Origin of the sequence: Serinibacter salmoneus (assembly GCF_002563925.1) — a bacterium.
In the GTDB taxonomy this organism is placed as follows: Bacteria; Actinomycetota; Actinomycetes; order Actinomycetales; family Beutenbergiaceae; genus Serinibacter; species Serinibacter salmoneus.
On sequence record NZ_PDJD01000001.1, the window covers coordinates 2,359,856 to 2,377,011 of the forward strand.

A 17,156-nucleotide genomic window follows, 5' to 3' on the forward strand; every position below is an offset into this window, starting at 1 on the left:
CGCCCTCGCGCAGGGCGGTGCACCCGGCCGCAGAACGCCGTCGGCCCGGCGTGTCGCAGCGGACACGCCGGGCCGAACGGTCAGGTCACCGCCCTGGGCGAGGGGGTCACCGCCCGGGGCGAGGGCCACCCCCGAGGGAGCGGAGGTTCACTCGCCCCTGAGGTAGGCGCCGAGCTGGCCGGCCTCGTAGTAGTTCACGCCCTCGTCGCGCAGGTTGGTGCCGTCCAGGATCACCGTCGGCGTGCCGGAGACACCCTCGCGGCTCGCCTGCTCGGCCACGAGCCCCACGTAGTCGGCGTAGGTGCCCTCGGCGAAGGAGTCGGCGACCCCCTGCGGCACACCTGCCTCGACGGCGATGGCGGCGATCTCCTCATCGCTCAGGCCCTCGGTGTTCTCCGCTGGCTGGTTGACGAACAACGCCTCCACGAACGGGATGAACGCCTCCGGGGCGTCCTGCGCCACGGTGGCCACGGCATTGGCGGCGCGCGTGGAGTACAGCGTGCCGAGCGAGTACCCGTCGAGGTAGTTCACCGGGTAGTACACGACGTTGAGGTCGCCGCTCTCGCGCTGTTCGGTCAGGTCCTCGATGTTGGCGAGCTCGAACTGGCCGCAGTAGGGGCACATGAAGTCGAGATAGACCTCCAGGGTGCGCTCACCGGAGGTGTCGCCCACGCCCTCGGGGCCCACCACGATGCCGCCGCCGTCGTTCGCTGCGGCGGGGACAGCGGCGTCGGTGGAGTCGAAGGCGGTCTTCTGCGCCTCGCTGTAGATCCAGATGCCGGCGACGATGACCAGCACGACGATCGCGCCGAGGGCGCCGAGCAGGATGTTGCGGCTGCGGCGCTCCTTGGCGGCCTGGTCGGCGCGGAGCTTCTCGGCCTGGGCGCGGGCGGCCTCGCGGCGCTGCTCGCGGGTGTTCTTGGGGCTAGACATGGGTGGTCCTTAGGGTTCTCGAGTGTGGGGTCGGCGGCGACGACGGCGTCGTCAGGCGGCGACCGGCGGGGCCCGCAGGCCCACCCGGGCGGCCAGGCCGCGGCGCGGCCGCGCGGGGACGCCGACCACCACCCCGGGCGGGCGGGTCAACGCGACGACGGTGACCGGCTCCGGCTGAGAGATCCCCGGGACCACGCGATCGAGGATCGCGCGCACCACGGCACGCATCCGCGTCAGCACGCCCCCGGCCGCCGAGAGCGCCCCGGCGCCGAGGACCTGGACGATCAGCACACCGACCCCGACGGAGGCGATCACGCCGAGCATCGCGGCGCCGTCCAGCGCCACACCGCTCGGGCAGGCCGAACTCGGGTGGAGCAGCACCAGGTGTGCACCCCCGAGGGTGGCCTCCCCCGGCAGGCACGGCCGCACCTGGACGAGACCGGCGGCGGCGAGCGCCCATCCGGTCGCGAGCAGCACGACGGCGGCACCCAACAGGTGGGTGGGCCTGGCGGCTGCGCGGATCACGGGCTCATCCTACGGTCGGATGCTGGGGACGGGATTCCCGGGGCGGACGTCTCACGCGTCCAACGCGATGACGACCTTCAGCCCGGAGCGCGCGACCGCCCGGGTGAAGGCCTCCTCGGCGCGCCCCAGCGGGAGACGGGCGCTGACGAGGCTGCGCACATCCACCACGCCGGAGTCCACCAGGGCGATGGTCCGCTCGTACATCTCCTTCATGCGCCGCACTGTCACCAGGGTGAGGCCCTTGCGGCGGGCGAGGCCCGCGGGGAAGGAGGTGACGTCGTCGTCCGGGATCCCGATGAGCACCACCCGTGCGCCCGGGCGCGCCAGGCGCAGCGAGGCCGCGACCGCGTCGTCGTTCCCGGCCACCTCGAAGACCGTATGGGCACCCAGGCTGCCCGCGAGCGCCTCGGCCAGCCCCTCGCCGTCGAGCGCGGCGGGGTCCACCGCGACGTCCGCGCCGTACCGCAGGGCGGCCTCACGCCGGTGCGCGAGCGGTTCGACGGCGATCACGCGCCCTCCGCCGCCCAGGGCCCTGGCCATCTGGATCAGCAGGAGGCCGATGGGACCGCAGCCGACTACCACGATGTCCTGGGCGAGGCGGGTGTGCGCCAGGTCCCAGGCGTGCAGGGCGACGCCCAGTGGCTCCAGGACCGCGCCGTCCGCGCCGGTCATGGACGGCGGGAGCGGGTGGAGCAGGTGGGTGGGCCAGGCCTTGTACTCCACCAGGCCGCCCTCGGTGACGCTGTGACCGGAGAAGCGCACCCGCGGGCAGAGGTTGCGGTTGTTCTGCGCGCACATCTCGCACTGCTCGCACGGGATCGCCGGATCGAGCGCGACCGCGCGGCCGGCGTGCGGCCCGTCCACCGCGATGCCGGCGAGTTCGTGCCCCGGGACGAGGGGCTGGGTGATGGTGGCGTCCCCGATCCCGCCCTCGGCGTACCAGTGCAGGTCGGAGCCGCACAGGCCCATGTCGGTCATCCGCACCAGGGTCTCCCCCGGCGCTGGGACCGGGAGGGGGACCTCGTCGATGCGCAGGTCGCCCGCGCCGAACAGCCGTGCACGCCGCATGCTCTCGGGCAGCGGGGCCGGGGTGTCGGGCGTGAGTCGAGCGTCGTTGCTGGTCATGGGACTCCGGTCAGGCATCGTCCGCGGGGCCGGCGAGCTGGGAAGCGAGTTCGTCGGCGCGCGCCGCCGCGGATCGCACCGCCGCGAGGTAGGCGGCGCGCACCGCGCGCTCGTCGAGTTCGCCGAGGCCCGCGAGCGTGGTGCCGCCGGGCGAGGAGACCGCCTCCCGCAGCAGCGCGGGGTGCTGACCCGACTCCACCGCGTAGGCACCGGAACCAGCGACCGTGTGCGCGGCGAGCTGCAACGCGAGAGCGCGAGGCAGACCGCCCGCGGTGCCCGCCTCCGCCAGCGCGTCGATCATCGCGAAGACGTACGCCGGGCCGGAGCCGGAGACCCCGGTCACCACGCTCTGCTGGCTCTCCGGCACCCGCACCACCAGGCCGGTGCGGGCGAACAGGGCCTCCACCAGGTCGAGGTGCTCCTCGGTTGCGTGCTCCCCGGCGCTGATCGCGCTCACCCCCTGCCCGATCGTGGCCGGGGTGTTGGGCATCACCCGGACCACGGGCGTGCCGACGGGCAGCCGCTGCGCGAAGTAGGCGGTGGGCAGGCCCGCCGCGATCGAGACCACGGGGGAGCCACCGGGCAGGTGCGGGGAGATCTGGGCGAGCAGCGTGTCCATGTGCTGCGGCTTGACGGCGAGCACGATCAGGTCCGCGTCCCGCACCGCGGCGGCGCCGACGGTCCCCCCGGAGATCGAGACGGCGTACCCCTCGCTGCGCGCCCGGTCCTCCGCCTCCCCCGCGACCCGGCGGGCGACCTCGCCGCGCACGTCGGTGACGCTCACCTCCGTCACGGACTCCTCGGCGGCGATGGAGGAGAGCACGGCGCTGCCCATCACTCCCGACCCCAGCAGTGCGATCTTCATGTCACATCCCGAATGCCTCGTAGAACGCGGTCCCGGCGCCTGCCGGAGCCTGTACATCGATCACCGTAGCCCCGTTGGTCCAGCGCACGTGATCGCGGCCGCTCTCCTGCCAGGAGACCACCTCGCCGACCACCTCGGACCCGACCCTCACCTCTCCCCGCTCGCTACCCTCGCTCGGCAGACCGGCTGCCGCGCGCTCGGAGGCCTCGGTCGCGGTGCGCCATTGCGAGACGGTCACCGCCACCTCCTGCCCGGTCCCGTCCTCATAGCGCAGCGTCCACGCCTCCACCGCGCCCTGCGCCAGCGCCTCCTCGTGCCGGGTCTGCTCTGTGACGGCCCAGACCAGCACGGCATCCGGCAGCGCCTGCTGCAGCGCCGTTTCGGTGGCGCGGGGGCTCGGCTGGATCGCCGGGGTCGGGATCGGGGCGGTCACGGTCTCCCCCGGCAGCGGGTCGAGCACGATCCGCTCCGGTTCCTGAGCGGCGGTGTACCAGGCGTAGACCCCGCCCGCGCCGGCCCCGAGCAAGACGAGCGCGAGCACGAGTGCCAGCAGGCGACGGCGACGGAGGGCGGCCGGTGTCGGCGCGGGCCGCGGTGCCGGGGCGCTGGACATGACGGACTCCTCCCGGGGGGATCCCAGCGTAGGACGCCGCCGAGGGCGTGCCGGGGAGCCACACCGGCGTTCGGAGCGAACCACCGCGCTCAGGATGTCGGACCCAGCGCGTACGGTTCCCGACATGGCGACACGATCGACGGCGCGCAGCGGCCCGACCTGGCGGTGCACCGAGTGCGGCGCGAGTAGCGCGAAGTGGGTGGGACGGTGCACCCAGTGTCGCGCCTGGGGCACGGTGGAGGAGCAGTCCGCCCCCGTCGCGGCGGCCGTCCCCGTCACCCGCCCGACGGCGCAGGCCCGCCCGATCGCGCAGGTGGACGCCGATGTCGTGGCCACCCGGGCCACCGGGATCGGGGAACTCGACCGGGTGCTGGGCGGCGGGATCGTGCCGGGAGCCGTCACGCTGCTGGCCGGGGAACCCGGGGTCGGCAAGTCCACGCTCCTGTTGGCGGCGGCAGCGGCCGTGGCCCAGCGCGGTGTGCGCGTGCTGTACCTGACGGGCGAGGAGTCCGCCGCCCAGGTGCGGTTGCGCGCCCAGCGCATCGGGGCGCTGCACCCGGACCTGCTCCTGGCCGCGGAGTCCGACCTCGGCGGAGTGCTCGGGCACATCGAGGACGTACAACCCGGGCTGCTGGTGCTGGACTCCGTGCAGACCATCGCCTCGGCACAGGTGGAGGGGTCGGCCGGCGGCGTGGCGCAGGTGCGCCAGGTCACTGCCGCGGTGATCGCCGAGGCGAAGCGACGCCACCTCCCGGTGATCCTGGTGGGGCATGTCACCAAGGACGGCGGGATCGCCGGCCCCCGGGTGCTGGAGCACCTGGTGGATGTGGTGTGCGTGTTCGAGGGCGACAGGCACTCCCGGCTGCGGATGATGCGCGCCGTGAAGAACCGGTACGGGCCAACGGACGAGGTGGGATGCTTCGACCTCACCGACTCCGGCATCACCGGGCTGGCGGACCCGAGTGGGCTGTTCCTGTCCGAGCGGGGCCCGGTGGAACCCGGCACCTGCGTGAGCATCGCGCTGGACGGCGCCCGGGCCATGCCGATCGAGATCCAGGCGCTGATCGCCACGACGACCGCCCCCCACCCTCGGCGCGCCACCTCCGGGGTGGATGCCTCGCGGGTGAGCATGGCGCTGGCCGTGATGGAGTCCCGGCTCGGGGTGAGCACCGCCTCGCAGGACGTGTACGTCTCCACGATCGGCGGCGCGAAGGTGGTGGAACCCGCCGCCGACACCGCGCTCGCACTCGCTGTCCTCTCCGCTCGCACCGGACGACCCGTCGGCGAGGGCACGGTGGCCATCGGCGAGGTGAGCCTCACGGGGCAGTTGCGGCCGACCACCGGGCTCGAGCGACGCCTGGCGGAGGCGGCGCGCCTGGGCTTCGGTACCGCCGTCGTACCGCACAGCGCCGGCGAGAACCTGCGCATCGGATCCATGCGGATCCTGCGTGCGCGCGATCTGCGCGAGGCCGCGGAGTTCGCGCTCGTGGCGCCCCCGCAGGAGGGCATCACCGGAGCGCACCCGAACTCACCGGTCGACTCCCCCTCCGGGCGCGGCCCACACGGTGTCCGGAGCACCGAACACGACCGGCACGGGTCGAACCTCGCTCCCGTAGAGTTCTGATCATGTCCGAGTCGAAGCCCCAGGGCCTGGGGAGAGGTGTCCTTCGCTCCGTCGCGCCGGGTACCGAACTTCGCGACGGACTCGAACGCATCCTGCGGGGCCGGACCGGGGCACTGATCGTGGTCGGACACGACGAGACGGTCGAGTCGATCTCCTCGGGTGGGTTCGAGTTGGACGTCGCGTTCTCCCCGACACGCCTGCGTGAACTGGCGAAGATGGACGGTGCCATCGTGCTGAACGGCACCGCCACGCGCATCATCCGCGCGGGGGTCCAGTTGCTTCCCGACGCCGCCATCCCCACCTCGGAGTCCGGCACGCGGCACCGCACCGCACAGCGCACTGCCGTGCAGACCGGGTTCCCGGTCATCTCCGTGAGCCAGTCGATGCGCATCGTCGGGGTCTACGTCGGCGGCGTGCGCTACGTGGTGGAGGACTCCGACTCGATCCTGTCCCGCGCCAATCAGGCCCTCGCGACCCTCGAGCGCTACAAGACCAGGCTGGACGAGGTCACTCAGACACTCTCGGCCCTGGAGATCGAGGACCTCGCCACGGTGCGGGACGTCGCGACCTTCCTGCAGCGTCAGGAGATGGTCCGCCGCATCTCCCACGAGGTCGCCGGCTACGTGATGGAACTCGGCGCGGACGGCCGTCTGCTGTCGCTCCAGTTGGAAGAACTCGTCGGGCCGGCGTCACCGGATCGCACCCTCGTGATCCGCGACTACCTCCCCGAGTCGCGCCGCCTGGAGGACGTGCTCGCCGGCCTGGAGGACCTCGATTCCACCGATCTGATCGACCTCGCCAAGATCACCCGACTGCTCGGCCTGGGCGGGGCCGGGGGTGAGGCGCTCGACGACCCGGTCAGCCCCCGTGGCTACCGCATGCTCTCCCGCGTGCCCCGTGTACCCGTCTCCGTGGTCGAGGCCGTGGTGGGTCACTTCGGGAGTCTGCAGCGCATGCTCGCCGCCACCGTGGAGGACTTCCACCAGGTCGAAGGGATCGGCGCCGTCCGGGCCCGATCACTGCGCGAGGGACTGTCCCGCCTCGCGGAAGCCTCCCTCATCGACCGCTTCGGCTGAGCAACGCGGCGAGACGCGGCCTCAACCCTGGTCGGGGTCGCCCCCATCCGATCCCTCGTCATCGGAGTCTGAGGCCTGCGTCACCGTGAAGGTGGCCTCGCCCGTCAACTCGGCTGCGGGCTGCTCCGCCGCTTCCCCCTCGCCCTCCGCGGGCGCCGTGGAGACCGTGGCCCTCACGCGGTAGGTGCCGGCCTCGGCCACGGGCGAATCGGACGGGCACCCCTGTGCCGAAAGCCGCCCCGACCAGCTGATCACCTGGGTGTCGTTCGCGTCGGGGCCGAGCAGGAGCTCACGCTCCTGCGGCGTGTAGGGACACTGCTGCGTGGACCACACCATGGCATCGCCGGAGGTGATCTCGACCGTGGTGCCGAGGGACCCCAGGTCCACCAGGCACCCGCGGGTCTCCCCGGTGACCACCTCGAGGGTGACCGTGAGGCCCCGGCCGGCCTCCGTCGAACTCGGGACCGAGACCTCGACGTCGGCCTCCTCAGGCGTGCAGGCCACCGGCAGCCCCGGCGTCTCGCCGATCGCGGGCTCGGTCGACTCGGGCTCGAGGGGCTCCACCGATGACGTCGGCGTGGGTTGCGATCCTGGGGCCTGCGAGGCGTCCGTGGCGCTGCCCTCGCCGCCGCCCCAGGCCCGCACGATCGCCACCGCAGCGAATCCGATCGCCACCAGCAGCGCGACGGCCAGCACGAGCGCCACCAGGCGTCGGCGCCGGTACACCGCCTGGCTCGGTCGCGTGGTCGACCCCTGCGTCCCACCGCGGGGCCGGGATCGTCCCGACGGCTGGGGTCGGGGAGCACTCGAGCGCGGCACACCTGGAGGATAGGCGAGACTGCTGCGGATGCCTCCTCGCCGCGCCACACCGCACCCAGCCTCCCTCGGGGTTCACCTCCCACCCTGCGCCGGTCAGGACCCAGCGGGGCCACCGGACGCCCTGGACCTGCGCCGCGCGGTCTGCGCGTGGTTCGAGGAGTCCGCCCGCGACCTGCCGTGGCGGGATCCCGCGGCCGGGGCGTGGGCCGTGCTGGTGAGCGAGGTGATGCTGCAGCAGACCCCCGTGGTGCGCGTCGAACCGATCTGGCGGGAGTGGATGCACCGGTGGCCCGATCCCCGGGCGCTGGCATCCGCGAGTACCGCCGAGGTGTTGCAGGCCTGGCGCGGACTGGGCTACCCGCGACGTGCCCTGCGGCTGCGGGAGTGCGCGGTGGTGATCCGCGACCACCACGGGGGCCGGGTGCCCTCCGAGGAGGCCCACCTGCGTGCCCTGCCCGGGATCGGGGAGTACACCGCGGCCGCGGTGCGCTCGTTCGCCTTCACCGCCCACGCCGTCGTGCTGGACACCAATGTGCGCCGGGTGCTGGGTCGGGTGGTAGGTGGCGAGGCACTCCCCCCGCCCACCCTCACCCGAGCAGAGCGTGAGCGAGCAGCCTCGCTGCTCCCGCGCGAGCCCGGCCAGGCAGCGCGATGGAACGTGGCCGTCATGGAACTCGGGGCACTGATCTGCACCGCACGCTCTCCGCTGTGCCAGGACTGTCCCGTGGCGCGCCACTGTCGCTGGCGCGCCGAGGGGTACCCGCCGGATGCTCACGCGGCACGACGACGTCGCCAGCCCTGGGAGGGGACGGATCGGCAGGCCAGGGGCCGGGTGATGGCGGCGCTCCGCGCCTCGGCGCAGCCCCTGCCCCGGGACGAGCTCGAACCCCTGTGGCCCCAGGACCCCACCCAACTCGACAGGGCGCTGGCCTCGCTGGTCGCGGACGGCCTGGCCACACACACGCCACGGGGATACCTGCTGGGATGACACCGGCGTGCACGGCGCGGGCCTGCCCGGCCGGCGCCCGCCAGGAACTACGGTGGCGGGGTGAGCACACCCGCCCCCGGCCCTCGCCCCGTGCCGTCCCGAGACGACCCCGATGTGGCGCTCGGTCTTGCCCTGCGCGCCGCTCGCAACGCCCTGCTCGCCCTGGCGGGATGCGCGCTCTTCATCGGCCTGGTGGGCGCGGGTGCCGCGGCGATGAGCGAGGTGGAGAACGGCGGCCAGGGCGCCGAGATCGTGATCCCAGGGCTCGTCGTCCTCATGGTCGGGCAGTTCGCCGCCCTGGTGGCGTGCACGCTCGCCGTCCTGACCCTGGTGCAGCTCCTGCGTGGGCGGGTCCCGGACACCTCCCGGGCGCTGCGGGGCCTCTCCCGCGCACTCGGGCTGTGCGTGCGGGGACTGTTGGCCGCGCTGGTGGTCGCGGTGGCGATCTGGATCATCGCGCGCCCCGCGGCGACGCTCTCCGCGGTGCTCGGCGCGGTGGTCGCCCTCCAGGTGGCGGTGGTCATCGGTGTGGTGCGCTCCCGGGTGCTCGCACCCTCCTTCACCGACGTGAGGTGAGGCCGGAGCGCACCAGGGTCTGCGCGCTCGCGTCGTCGATGACCAGGTCCGTCACGGCGCCGGCGAGCAGCGCAGCACGCAGCGGGGCCACCTTGGCCTCCCCGGACACGACACACACCCGCCGCGCGATGCCCTGTAGCTGCCGGGGCGTGGGGCCGGTGGCGCGCGCATTGATGGCGACGTCCTCCCAGGAGCCGTTCCCGCGCAGGAAGACCGTGCACACGTCCCCCACCACGCCGTCGGCCTCCAGTGCGCGGCGATCGGCGGTGTCGAGGTAGCCGGAGGTGTAGACGTGGGAGGGAACCGGGGCCACCAGTGCACCCACCCCGAACAGCGCGATCTCCGCGTGGCTCTGGATCTCCAGCACGTGGCGGACGCTGCGCTCGCGCCACATCAGTTGCCGCGTCTGGGCGTAGTCGAAGAACGCCGGCACCGGGAAGTAGGTCGGGACGGCGTCGAAAGCCGAGGCGAACTGGCTGACCAGGTCGGTCCCGTACGCCAGACCGGAGGCGAGATTGTTCGCTGCACCGTTGAGCTGCACCACCGTGGCGTCCCGGCGGGGCGCGTGCGGGAGGTAGCGGGTCATCGCGGCCACGGTGGTCCCCCAGGCGATCCCCAGGGTCATACCCGGACCGAACCACTCCACCAGGAGCTGCGCGGCGTAGCGCGCCACGTGGTCCAGGCGTACGTCCTCGGTGATCGAGGTGCGCACCGGCACCACGTGCGCACGCACCCCGTACTCCCGGGTGATGGTGCGCGCCATGTCGCCACCTGCGTCGGCCTGCGCCACGTGGATGCGCACGATCCCGCGTTCACGTGCCGACTTCAGCAGCCGGGAGACCCCGGAGCGGGACATCCCGAACTGCCGCGCGATGGTCTCCATCGTCGCGTCCTGCAGGTAATACATCGACGCTGCCTCGTGCATCAAGTCGTCACGGTCGCTCACTGGGCCTCCATCCGATTGCACATCCGTGCACCAGTGTTGCGCATACGTTCGGGATTCGAAAGAGTGGCAATGACCGGTGGCTGCGGCTCCGCCCCCTGCGCCGCAGCCACCGGTCCACGGCGATACCGGCAGGACCGGTGAGCAACGAGGCGACCGAGGAGAGTTCACGTGAGCACCGCGATCACGAGTCAGACCCGCACCGAGGCCCTGGAGGCCATGTCGGACGAGGAGGGCCTGGAGGTCCTCGTCATCGGCGGCGGTGTGACCGGGGCGGGCATTGCCCTGGATGCCGCCACCCGCGGACTGCGCACCGGCATCATCGAGGCCCAGGACTGGGCGAGTGGCACCTCCAGTTGGTCCAGCAAGCTCGTCCACGGCGGGCTGCGCTACCTGCAGATGCTCGACTTCCACCTCGTGCACGAGGCCCTCACCGAGCGCGACCGCCTGATCAAGAACATCGCCCCGCACCTGGTCAAGCCGGTCTCCTTCCTCTATCCCCTCACCAACCGGGTCTGGGAGCGCGGCTACGTCGGCGCCGGCGTGGCGCTGTACGACGCGCTGGCCGCGGTCGCCCCCGGCAAGCGCGCCATGCCGATCCACCGCCACCTCACCCAGTCCGGCATGGCGAAGAAGTTCCCCGACCTGCGCCACGACGCGGCCATCGGTGCCATCCGGTACTGGGACGCCTCGGTGGACGATGCCCGCCTGGTCCTCACGATCATCCGCACGGCCGCCGCCTACGGCGCGCTGGCCGCGCCCCGCACCCAACTCGTGGAGTTGACCAAGTCCGCCCTCGGACGTGTCACGGGCGCCGTGGTCGAGGACCTGGAGACGGGTGAGCGCCGCACGATCAAGGCCGACCACGTCATCAACGCCACCGGTGTGTGGACCGAGGAGACCGAGTCCCTCACCGGCTCCGAGGGCGGCCTTCAGGTGCTGGCCTCCAAGGGCATCCACCTGGTGGTGCCCCGGGAACGGATCCGCGGCGAGGTGGGACTGATCCTGCAGACAGAGAAGAGCGTGCTCTTCGTCATCCCATGGTCGCGGTACTGGATCATCGGGACCACCGACACCCCCTACGAGCAGTCGTTGCGCCACCCCACGGCCACGGCCGCCGACATCGACTACGTGCTCGAGCACGCCAACGCCGTCCTGGCCGACCCGCTGACCCGCGAGGACGTGATCGGCACCTACGCGGGCCTGCGCCCGCTGCTGCAGCCCGGCACCAAGGAGGGCACGTCCTCGGCGAAGGTCTCCCGCGAGCACACTGTCGCCTCCCCCGCCCCCGGCTTCGTCGCGATCGCCGGCGGCAAGTTGACCACCTACCGCGTGATGGCCAAGGACGCCGTCGACTTCGCCCTCGGTGACCGCGCCGAGTCCCTGCCCTCGATCACCGAGCAGATCCCGCTGATCGGCGCCGTGGGGCTCGCGGCCATGCAGCGCCAGTCCGCTCGACTGCAGCGCACCCACGGCTGGAGCGAGGCCGTGGTGGACCACCTGCTGCACCGGTACGGTTCGGCGCTGGGAGACCTCCTGGAGGCGATCGAGGAGCAGCCGGACCTCGCCCGACCGTTGGAGCACGCCCCCGCCTATCTGCGCGCCGAGGTGCACTACGCGGCCACACACGAGCAGGTCCTGCACCTGGAGGACGTGATGATCCACCGCACCCGCCTGTCCTACGAGGTTCGCGACTCCGGCCGCGCCGCCACCGACGAGATCCTCGAGGTGATCGCCCCGGTCCTCGGCTGGGACGAGGCGAAGTGCGCGCAGGAGAAGGCCTCCTACCTCGCCCAGCGGGACGCCGAGGATGCTGCCGCCCTCGCCCCCACGGACGAGGAGGCCGACACCGCCCGCCGCTCCGCACCGGATGTGACGCCGATGGTGACGATGACCACCGAATGAGAACACCGGGGGTCGCCGTGGTGCCCGGCACGGCGACCGCCCGCGAACCCTTGACCCCGGGACGAGAGAACATCGTGACCGGCGCACTGGTCACGCGGGTTCGGCGCATACCCGCGTCGAACCTCACAACGACGTGAGAGAGGTCATCCGTGACTGAGATCTTCATCCCGGAGATGCTGGGGACCATGATGCTGCTGCTGTTCGGTGGCGGCGTCGTAGCCAACGTGCTGCTCAAGGACTCCAAGGGATTCAACGGAGGCTGGCTGCTGATCAACTTCGGATGGGGCATCGGTGTGTTCGCCGGTGTCTACACCGCGTTCAGCACCGGCGCACACATCAACCCCGCCGTCACCGTCGGCCTGTGGGTCAACGGCTCCGACTTCTTCCCGGGCGACCCCGCCCGCGACCTGCCGGCCATCCCCGCCACCGCGGGCAACGCGATGCTGTACTTCTCCGGCCAGATGGTCGGGGCGATGCTCGGTGCGCTCCTGATGTACCTGGCGTACAAGAAGCACTTCGACGCCACCGACAACCCGGGCGCCAAGTTGGGGATCTTCTCCACCGGTCCGGCCATCCGCTCCTACGGGTGGAACCTGATCACCGAGATCATCGGCACCTTCGTGCTCGTGTACGTCGTGATCATGTTCGGTCAGACGCCCTCGGGGCTCGGACCGCTGGCGGTGGCGCTGCTGGTCGTCGGCCTCGGCGCCAGCCTCGGTGGGCCCACCGGGTACGCCATCAACCCGGCGCGTGACCTCGGCCCGCGCATCATGCACCAGATCCTCCCGATTAAGGGCAAGGGCGACTCCGACTGGGGCTACTCCTGGGTGCCGGTCGTCGGGCCGCTCATCGGTGGCGCGATCGGTGGTCTGCTGGCCGCCGTCGCCATCTGATCGATCGCCCGCACCCATCAGCAGCCGCTCCCGGCTGACGAACAAGCAACGCACACCGACGTGAAGGGACAGACACATGGCTGACTACGTTCTCGCCATCGACCAGGGCACCACGAGCTCCCGGGCCATCATCTTCGACCACTCCGGGCAGCCGGTTGCCAGCGGGCAGAAGGAGCACGAGCAGATCTTCCCGAAGGCGGGCTGGGTCGAGCACGATGCACTGGAGATCTGGGCGAACGTGCGCGAGGTGGTCGCCCAGGCCCTCAGCCGCGCAAGCCTGAACGCCTCCGACATCGCCGCCGTGGGCATCACCAACCAGCGCGAGACCGCGGTGGTGTGGGACAAGAACACCGGCAAGCCCGTCTACAACGCCATCGTCTGGCAGGACACCCGCACCCAGAAGATCTGCGACCGCCTCGCGGGCGACGTGGGCCCGGAGATCTACAAGGACAAGGTCGGCCTCCCGCTGGCCACCTACTTCGCCGGTCCCAAGGTGATGTGGATCCTGGAGAACGTCGAGGGCGCCAAGGAGAAGGCCGAGGCCGGCGACCTGCTCATGGGCACCATGGACACCTGGGTGCTGTGGAACATGACGGGCGGCGCCAACGGTGGCGTCCACGTCACCGACGTCACGAACGCCTCGCGCACCCTGATGATGGACCTGGACACCCTGGCCTGGGACGAGTCCATCGCCGCGGACATGGGCATCCCCACCTCGATGCTGCCGGAGATCCGCTCCTCGGCGGAGGTCTACGGGCACGACCGCAAGGAGGGACTGCTCGCCGGCGTCCCGATCGCCGGCATCCTCGGCGACCAGCAGGCGGCCACCTTCGGCCAGGCCTGCTTCGAGGTGGGCCACGCGAAGAACACCTACGGCACGGGCAACTTCATGCTCATCAACACCGGCACCGAGCCGATCCCGAGCAAGAACGGCCTGCTGACCACCGTGGCGTACAAGATCGGCGAGAAGGACGCGGTCTACGCGCTGGAGGGCTCGATCGCCGTCACCGGTTCGCTGGTGCAGTGGCTGCGCGACAACCTCAAGGTGATCTCCTCCGCGCCCGAGATCGAGAAGCTCGCCGCGACGGTCGAGGACAACGGCGGGGCCTACTTCGTGCCGGCCTTCTCCGGCCTGTTCGCCCCGTACTGGCGCAGTGACGCCCGCGGCGCCCTGGTGGGCCTGACCCGGTACGTGAACATCGGCCACATCGCCCGCGCCGCCCTGGAGGCCACCGCCTTCCAGACGGCGGAGGTGCTCGAGGCCATGAACGCGGACTCGGGGGTGGAGCTCACCGAGCTGAAGGTGGACGGCGGCATGGTCGCCAACGAGGTCCTTATGCAGTTCCAGGCCGACGTGCTCGGGGTGGACGTGGTGCGGCCGAAGGTCGCGGAGACCACCGCGCTCGGCGCCGCCTACGCCGCCGGCATCGCGGTCGGCTTCTGGTCCGGCGAGCAGGACGTCATCGACAACTGGGCCGAGGACAAGCGCTGGAGCCCGTCGATGGACACCGGCGAGCGGGACCGCCTGCTGCGCAACTGGAAGAAGGCCGTCACCAAGACGATGGACTGGGTGGACGACGACGTGGAGTAGTCGCCCGCTCCGCTGCCCCGGGCAGCGCGCCTCGGACACCGACTGTGCCCCGCCTCCCACATGGGTGGCGGGGCACAGTCGCGCGCGAGCGCCGGATACGTCTCCTGAATAACGATGTGGCATCAGTGATGCCGTCACCCGCACCTGTACCCACCTCGGCGCCGTCCCTGGGTTAGCGTGCATGGTGTCCTCAACGACGCGGACTCGCTGTGGCCGGTCGCTCCCCCCTGCCGACCGGCCACAGGCATATCCGCACCGGTGCCACGCACGGTCTCCTGCACACCTGGCAGTCTTGGGGCATGGCACGCACGCTGCTCACCGATGATCTGCTGGCCCGCATCCACGATCGTGCCGCGCACCACGACGCGGAGAACACCTTCCCCCACGAGGACCTGGCCGACCTCGCCGACGCCGGGTACCTACGCGCCTTCGTCCCCGAGGACATGGGAGGATCCGGCTTCACGCTGCAGGAGGTGGCTTCCGAGCAGCAGCGCCTCGCGGCGGCCGCCCCCGCGACCGCGCTGGCCGTGAACATGCATCTGGTGGTCACCGGTCTCGCAGCGGCCCTGCACCGCACCGGGGACGCGACCACCGACTTCATCCTGCGGGATGCGGCCGCAGGTGAGGTCTACGCCTTCGGCAACTCCGAAGCCGGCAACGACTGGGTGATGTTCGACTCCCGCACCCGGGCCGAACCCGACGGCGAGGGCGGCTACCGGTACTGGGGCACCAAGATCTTCACCTCCCTCAGCCCGGTGTGGACGCGGCTGGCGACCTTCGGGCGCGATGACAGCGACCCGGAGAACCCGCTGCTCGTGCACGGCGTCGTCACCCGTGAGGGCACCGAGAGCCGCGGGGACTGGGACACGCTGGGGATGCGCGCCACCCGATCGGAGTCCACCGTGCTCGCGGGCGCGCACGCACCCGCGGCCCGGGTCTACCGGCGCCTGGCCCCCGGGCCCAACTCTGATCCGTTCACCTTCGCGCTGTTCACCACGTTCGAGGTGCTGCTGGCCGCCGTGTACACCGGCATCGGTGCCCGTGGCCTGGAGCTGGCCGCCCAGGCCGTGCAGCGCCGTACTTCGATGCGCACCGGGGCGAGCTACGCCGTCGACCCCGACATCCGGTGGAAGATCGCCGATGCCGCCCTACTGCAGGACTCCTCCGTGCTACAGGTGCGGGCCCTGGCGCGGGATGTGGACGAGGGGTACCCGCACGGCGCGCGGTGGTTCGCCCAGGTCGTGGGGCTGAAGGTGAGGGCGGTGGAGAACGCCCGCGCCGTGGTCGACATCGCCTTCCGCGTCAGCGGTGGTGCCGGGTACTCCGCCGGGAACGAACTGTCCCGGTTGTACCGGGACGTGCTCGCGGGGATCTTCCATCCCAGCGATGAGGAGTCCGCGCACGCCACCGTCGCCTCCTCGATCCTGGGGCCGTTGCCCTAGACCGGGCCACGCTGGGTCCCGCGAGACCGTGCCTCCTGCGCCGAGGCCGTGCCCGCACGGTACGGTCTCGGCGCTTCCGCACGGAGACCGTGGCCTACTGCCAGCCCAGGTCGGCCACCAGCCGCGGTAGCCCGTCCAGCGCCAGGAGCCTGGCCGCCTCCCAGTCGTGACCGCCGGGGACCACGTGGAGCTCGACATCGGCACCCGCCGCCAGCAGCGCCTCTGCGATCTGCTCACCCTCCCCAGTGCCGTCCACCGAGGGAATCCCCAGGTAGATCGGCATGCCGTCCAGGTCGCCCGCAGCGGCGATCACCGGGAGCGGGGAGGCCGCGGCCAGCGCCTCGGGGTCCCCGCGGACGACGGCCGCCTCGGGAGTGAGGTAGGGCATGATCGAGAGGATCCCGCCGAACTCCCCCAGGCCCTCGCCGAGGCCGATAGTCAGGGCGCCCAGGCCCCCGGCGCTCATCCCACCGATGACCTGTTGATCGGCTGCCGCCCGCACGGGCAGGTGGTCGGCGGCCCAGGAACGCACGTCCTGGGTGAAGAACGTGGCCCGCTGCGGGCCCTCGCCTGGGTAGTTCACCGGTTCCGAGGCGCGGCCGAGATCCATGTCCGGGGCCAGCACGATCATCGCCGGCAGCGCACCAGTGGAGATCAAATCGTCCAGCGCGCCGTCGAGGTCGGCGGCACCGAACCAGTCCGAGGCGTAGCCGGGGGATCCGTGCATGAGGTACGCGATCGGGTAGTCCTCCTGGGCACCCTGGCTGTACCCGGGCGGCAGGTAGACGAACGAGTCGGCGTCGGGCACACCGGGGCTCGTGGAGGGGATCATCACCTCCACCACCGACCCACGCTCGTTCGTGGTGGCGCGCACCGGCCGGACCCTCTCACCCGGCGGCAGTGGATCGGGGTCGGCGCCGAAGGCCGCCTGCAGGAGGAGGCCCACCGAGCGCCAACTGGTGAAGTATCCGCTGCTGGCACCCCCGATGCCCATCAGTGCGACGGTGACGGCGAGCACGGCGGCAAGCCACCATCCCAGGCTGCGCGCGACGCGGCGCTCAGGGGACCGGCGCACCGCCCGGATCGCCAGCCACAGGAAGACGACTGCCAGGAGGATCGCCACCACCACGGCAGCCCAGATCTGCCACACGCTCGAGACCACCGACCCATTATCGGCACCGTCACGAGCACATGCCGTACCGAGGCGTTGGTTTGATTAGGCTCGTGGCATCCGACGA

Annotated in this window: 16 protein-coding genes; 8 read left to right on the forward strand and 8 right to left on the reverse strand. The window is 71.8% G+C overall.

The features are described from left to right. Positions 1-147: 147 nt before the first annotated feature. The 5 genes from ATL40_RS10545 to ATL40_RS15030 are packed head-to-tail and all read right to left on the reverse strand — an operon-like array spanning position 148 to position 4,061. On the reverse strand, positions 148-933 hold the full coding sequence (locus tag ATL40_RS10545) for a DsbA family protein (RefSeq protein WP_098469490.1): 786 nt from the start codon (positions 931-933) through the stop codon (positions 148-150). 51 nt (positions 934-984) lie between these two features. Beyond that, a complete protein-coding gene (locus ATL40_RS10550) occupies positions 985-1,458 on the reverse strand; it encodes a hypothetical protein (protein ID WP_098469491.1) in 474 nt (157 codons plus the stop codon). 51 nt (positions 1,459-1,509) lie between these two features. After that, entirely contained in the window at positions 1,510-2,583 is a 1,074-nt protein-coding gene (locus ATL40_RS10555; protein ID WP_245867007.1) for a zinc-dependent alcohol dehydrogenase, read from the reverse strand. Positions 2,584-2,593: 10 nt separating this feature from the next. Next, on the reverse strand, positions 2,594-3,448 hold the full coding sequence (gene proC / locus ATL40_RS10560) for a pyrroline-5-carboxylate reductase (protein ID WP_098469492.1): 855 nt from the start codon (positions 3,446-3,448) through the stop codon (positions 2,594-2,596). Position 3,449: 1 nt separating this feature from the next. Beyond that, the gene (locus ATL40_RS15030; RefSeq protein ID WP_098469493.1) at positions 3,450-4,061 is read right to left on the reverse strand and encodes a hypothetical protein; all 612 of its coding nucleotides are present in this window, start codon (positions 4,059-4,061) and stop codon (positions 3,450-3,452) included. 124 nt (positions 4,062-4,185) lie between these two features. On the opposite strand from ATL40_RS15030, the gene radA reads away from it, so the two are divergent. Together radA and disA are read left to right on the forward strand one after the other, a co-directional pair. Then, the gene (gene radA, locus ATL40_RS10570) at positions 4,186-5,685 is read left to right on the forward strand and encodes a DNA repair protein RadA (protein ID WP_098469494.1); all 1,500 of its coding nucleotides are present in this window, start codon (positions 4,186-4,188) and stop codon (positions 5,683-5,685) included. A gap of 2 nt (positions 5,686-5,687) precedes the next feature. Then, positions 5,688-6,761, forward strand: a complete 1,074-nt coding sequence (disA, locus tag ATL40_RS10575; RefSeq protein WP_098469495.1) for a DNA integrity scanning diadenylate cyclase DisA — start codon at positions 5,688-5,690, stop codon at positions 6,759-6,761. Between the two features lie 21 nt (positions 6,762-6,782). Here the strand turns inward: disA and ATL40_RS10580 are convergent, their stop codons facing one another. After that, positions 6,783-7,487 (reverse strand): hypothetical protein, encoded by a 705-nt coding sequence (locus ATL40_RS10580; RefSeq protein ID WP_143556944.1) that lies wholly within the window; start codon positions 7,485-7,487, stop codon positions 6,783-6,785. 121 nt (positions 7,488-7,608) lie between these two features. Here ATL40_RS10580 and ATL40_RS10585 point away from each other — a divergent pair, with 121 nt between their 5' ends. Both ATL40_RS10585 and ATL40_RS10590 read left to right on the forward strand, forming a co-directional pair. Further along, a complete protein-coding gene (locus tag ATL40_RS10585) occupies positions 7,609-8,568 on the forward strand; it encodes an HhH-GPD family protein (RefSeq protein ID WP_143556945.1) in 960 nt (319 codons plus the stop codon). A gap of 60 nt (positions 8,569-8,628) precedes the next feature. Next, a complete protein-coding gene (locus ATL40_RS10590; protein WP_143556946.1) occupies positions 8,629-9,144 on the forward strand; it encodes a hypothetical protein in 516 nt (171 codons plus the stop codon). On the opposite strand, the gene ATL40_RS10595 is transcribed toward ATL40_RS10590, so the two are convergent. Next, a complete protein-coding gene (locus tag ATL40_RS10595; RefSeq protein WP_098469498.1) occupies positions 9,128-10,090 on the reverse strand; it encodes a sugar-binding transcriptional regulator in 963 nt (320 codons plus the stop codon). The two genes, ATL40_RS10590 and ATL40_RS10595, sit on opposite strands and share 17 nt — an antisense overlap. A 216-nt stretch (positions 10,091-10,306) precedes the next feature. Between ATL40_RS10595 and ATL40_RS10600 the strand changes: the two genes are divergently transcribed. The 4 genes from ATL40_RS10600 (at position 10,307) to ATL40_RS10615 (ending at position 15,918) form a co-directional block, all read left to right on the forward strand. Then, positions 10,307-11,992 carry a glycerol-3-phosphate dehydrogenase/oxidase gene (locus ATL40_RS10600; RefSeq protein WP_098470443.1) on the forward strand — a complete coding sequence of 562 codons (1,686 nt, stop codon included), beginning with the start codon at positions 10,307-10,309 and terminating at the stop codon, positions 11,990-11,992. 173 nt (positions 11,993-12,165) lie between these two features. Then, positions 12,166-12,885 (forward strand): MIP/aquaporin family protein, encoded by a 720-nt coding sequence (locus ATL40_RS10605; protein WP_425443393.1) that lies wholly within the window; start codon positions 12,166-12,168, stop codon positions 12,883-12,885. A 76-nt stretch (positions 12,886-12,961) separates the two neighbouring features. Beyond that, a complete protein-coding gene (glpK, locus tag ATL40_RS10610) occupies positions 12,962-14,476 on the forward strand; it encodes a glycerol kinase GlpK (RefSeq protein ID WP_098469500.1) in 1,515 nt (504 codons plus the stop codon). 299 nt (positions 14,477-14,775) lie between these two features. Beyond that, positions 14,776-15,918 carry an acyl-CoA dehydrogenase family protein gene (locus ATL40_RS10615; protein WP_098470444.1) on the forward strand — a complete coding sequence of 381 codons (1,143 nt, stop codon included), beginning with the start codon at positions 14,776-14,778 and terminating at the stop codon, positions 15,916-15,918. Positions 15,919-16,012: 94 nt separating this feature from the next. Here ATL40_RS10615 and ATL40_RS10620 read toward each other — a convergent pair whose 3' ends face one another. After that, entirely contained in the window at positions 16,013-17,080 is a 1,068-nt protein-coding gene (locus ATL40_RS10620; RefSeq protein WP_098469501.1) for an alpha/beta hydrolase, read from the reverse strand. Between the last annotated feature and the right edge of the window lie 76 nt (positions 17,081-17,156).

Coding starts and splice junctions, on each gene's coding strand:
- ATL40_RS10545 (WP_098469490.1), bottom strand. CDS start 933: ATGTCTAGCCCCAAGAACACCCGCGAGCAGCGCCGCGAGGCCGCCCGC.
- ATL40_RS10555 (WP_245867007.1), bottom strand. CDS start 2,583: ATGACCAGCAACGACGCTCGACTCACGCCCGACACCCCGGCCCCGCTG.
- proC (WP_098469492.1), bottom strand. CDS start 3,448: ATGAAGATCGCACTGCTGGGGTCGGGAGTGATGGGCAGCGCCGTGCTC.
- ATL40_RS15030 (WP_098469493.1), bottom strand. CDS start 4,061: ATGTCCAGCGCCCCGGCACCGCGGCCCGCGCCGACACCGGCCGCCCTC.
- radA (WP_098469494.1), top strand. CDS start 4,186: ATGGCGACACGATCGACGGCGCGCAGCGGCCCGACCTGGCGGTGCACC.
- disA (WP_098469495.1), top strand. CDS start 5,688: ATGTCCGAGTCGAAGCCCCAGGGCCTGGGGAGAGGTGTCCTTCGCTCC.
- ATL40_RS10585 (WP_143556945.1), top strand. CDS start 7,609: ATGCCTCCTCGCCGCGCCACACCGCACCCAGCCTCCCTCGGGGTTCAC.
- ATL40_RS10600 (WP_098470443.1), top strand. CDS start 10,307: ATGTCGGACGAGGAGGGCCTGGAGGTCCTCGTCATCGGCGGCGGTGTG.
- ATL40_RS10605 (WP_425443393.1), top strand. CDS start 12,166: ATGCTGGGGACCATGATGCTGCTGCTGTTCGGTGGCGGCGTCGTAGCC.
- glpK (WP_098469500.1), top strand. CDS start 12,962: ATGGCTGACTACGTTCTCGCCATCGACCAGGGCACCACGAGCTCCCGG.
- ATL40_RS10615 (WP_098470444.1), top strand. CDS start 14,776: ATGGCACGCACGCTGCTCACCGATGATCTGCTGGCCCGCATCCACGAT.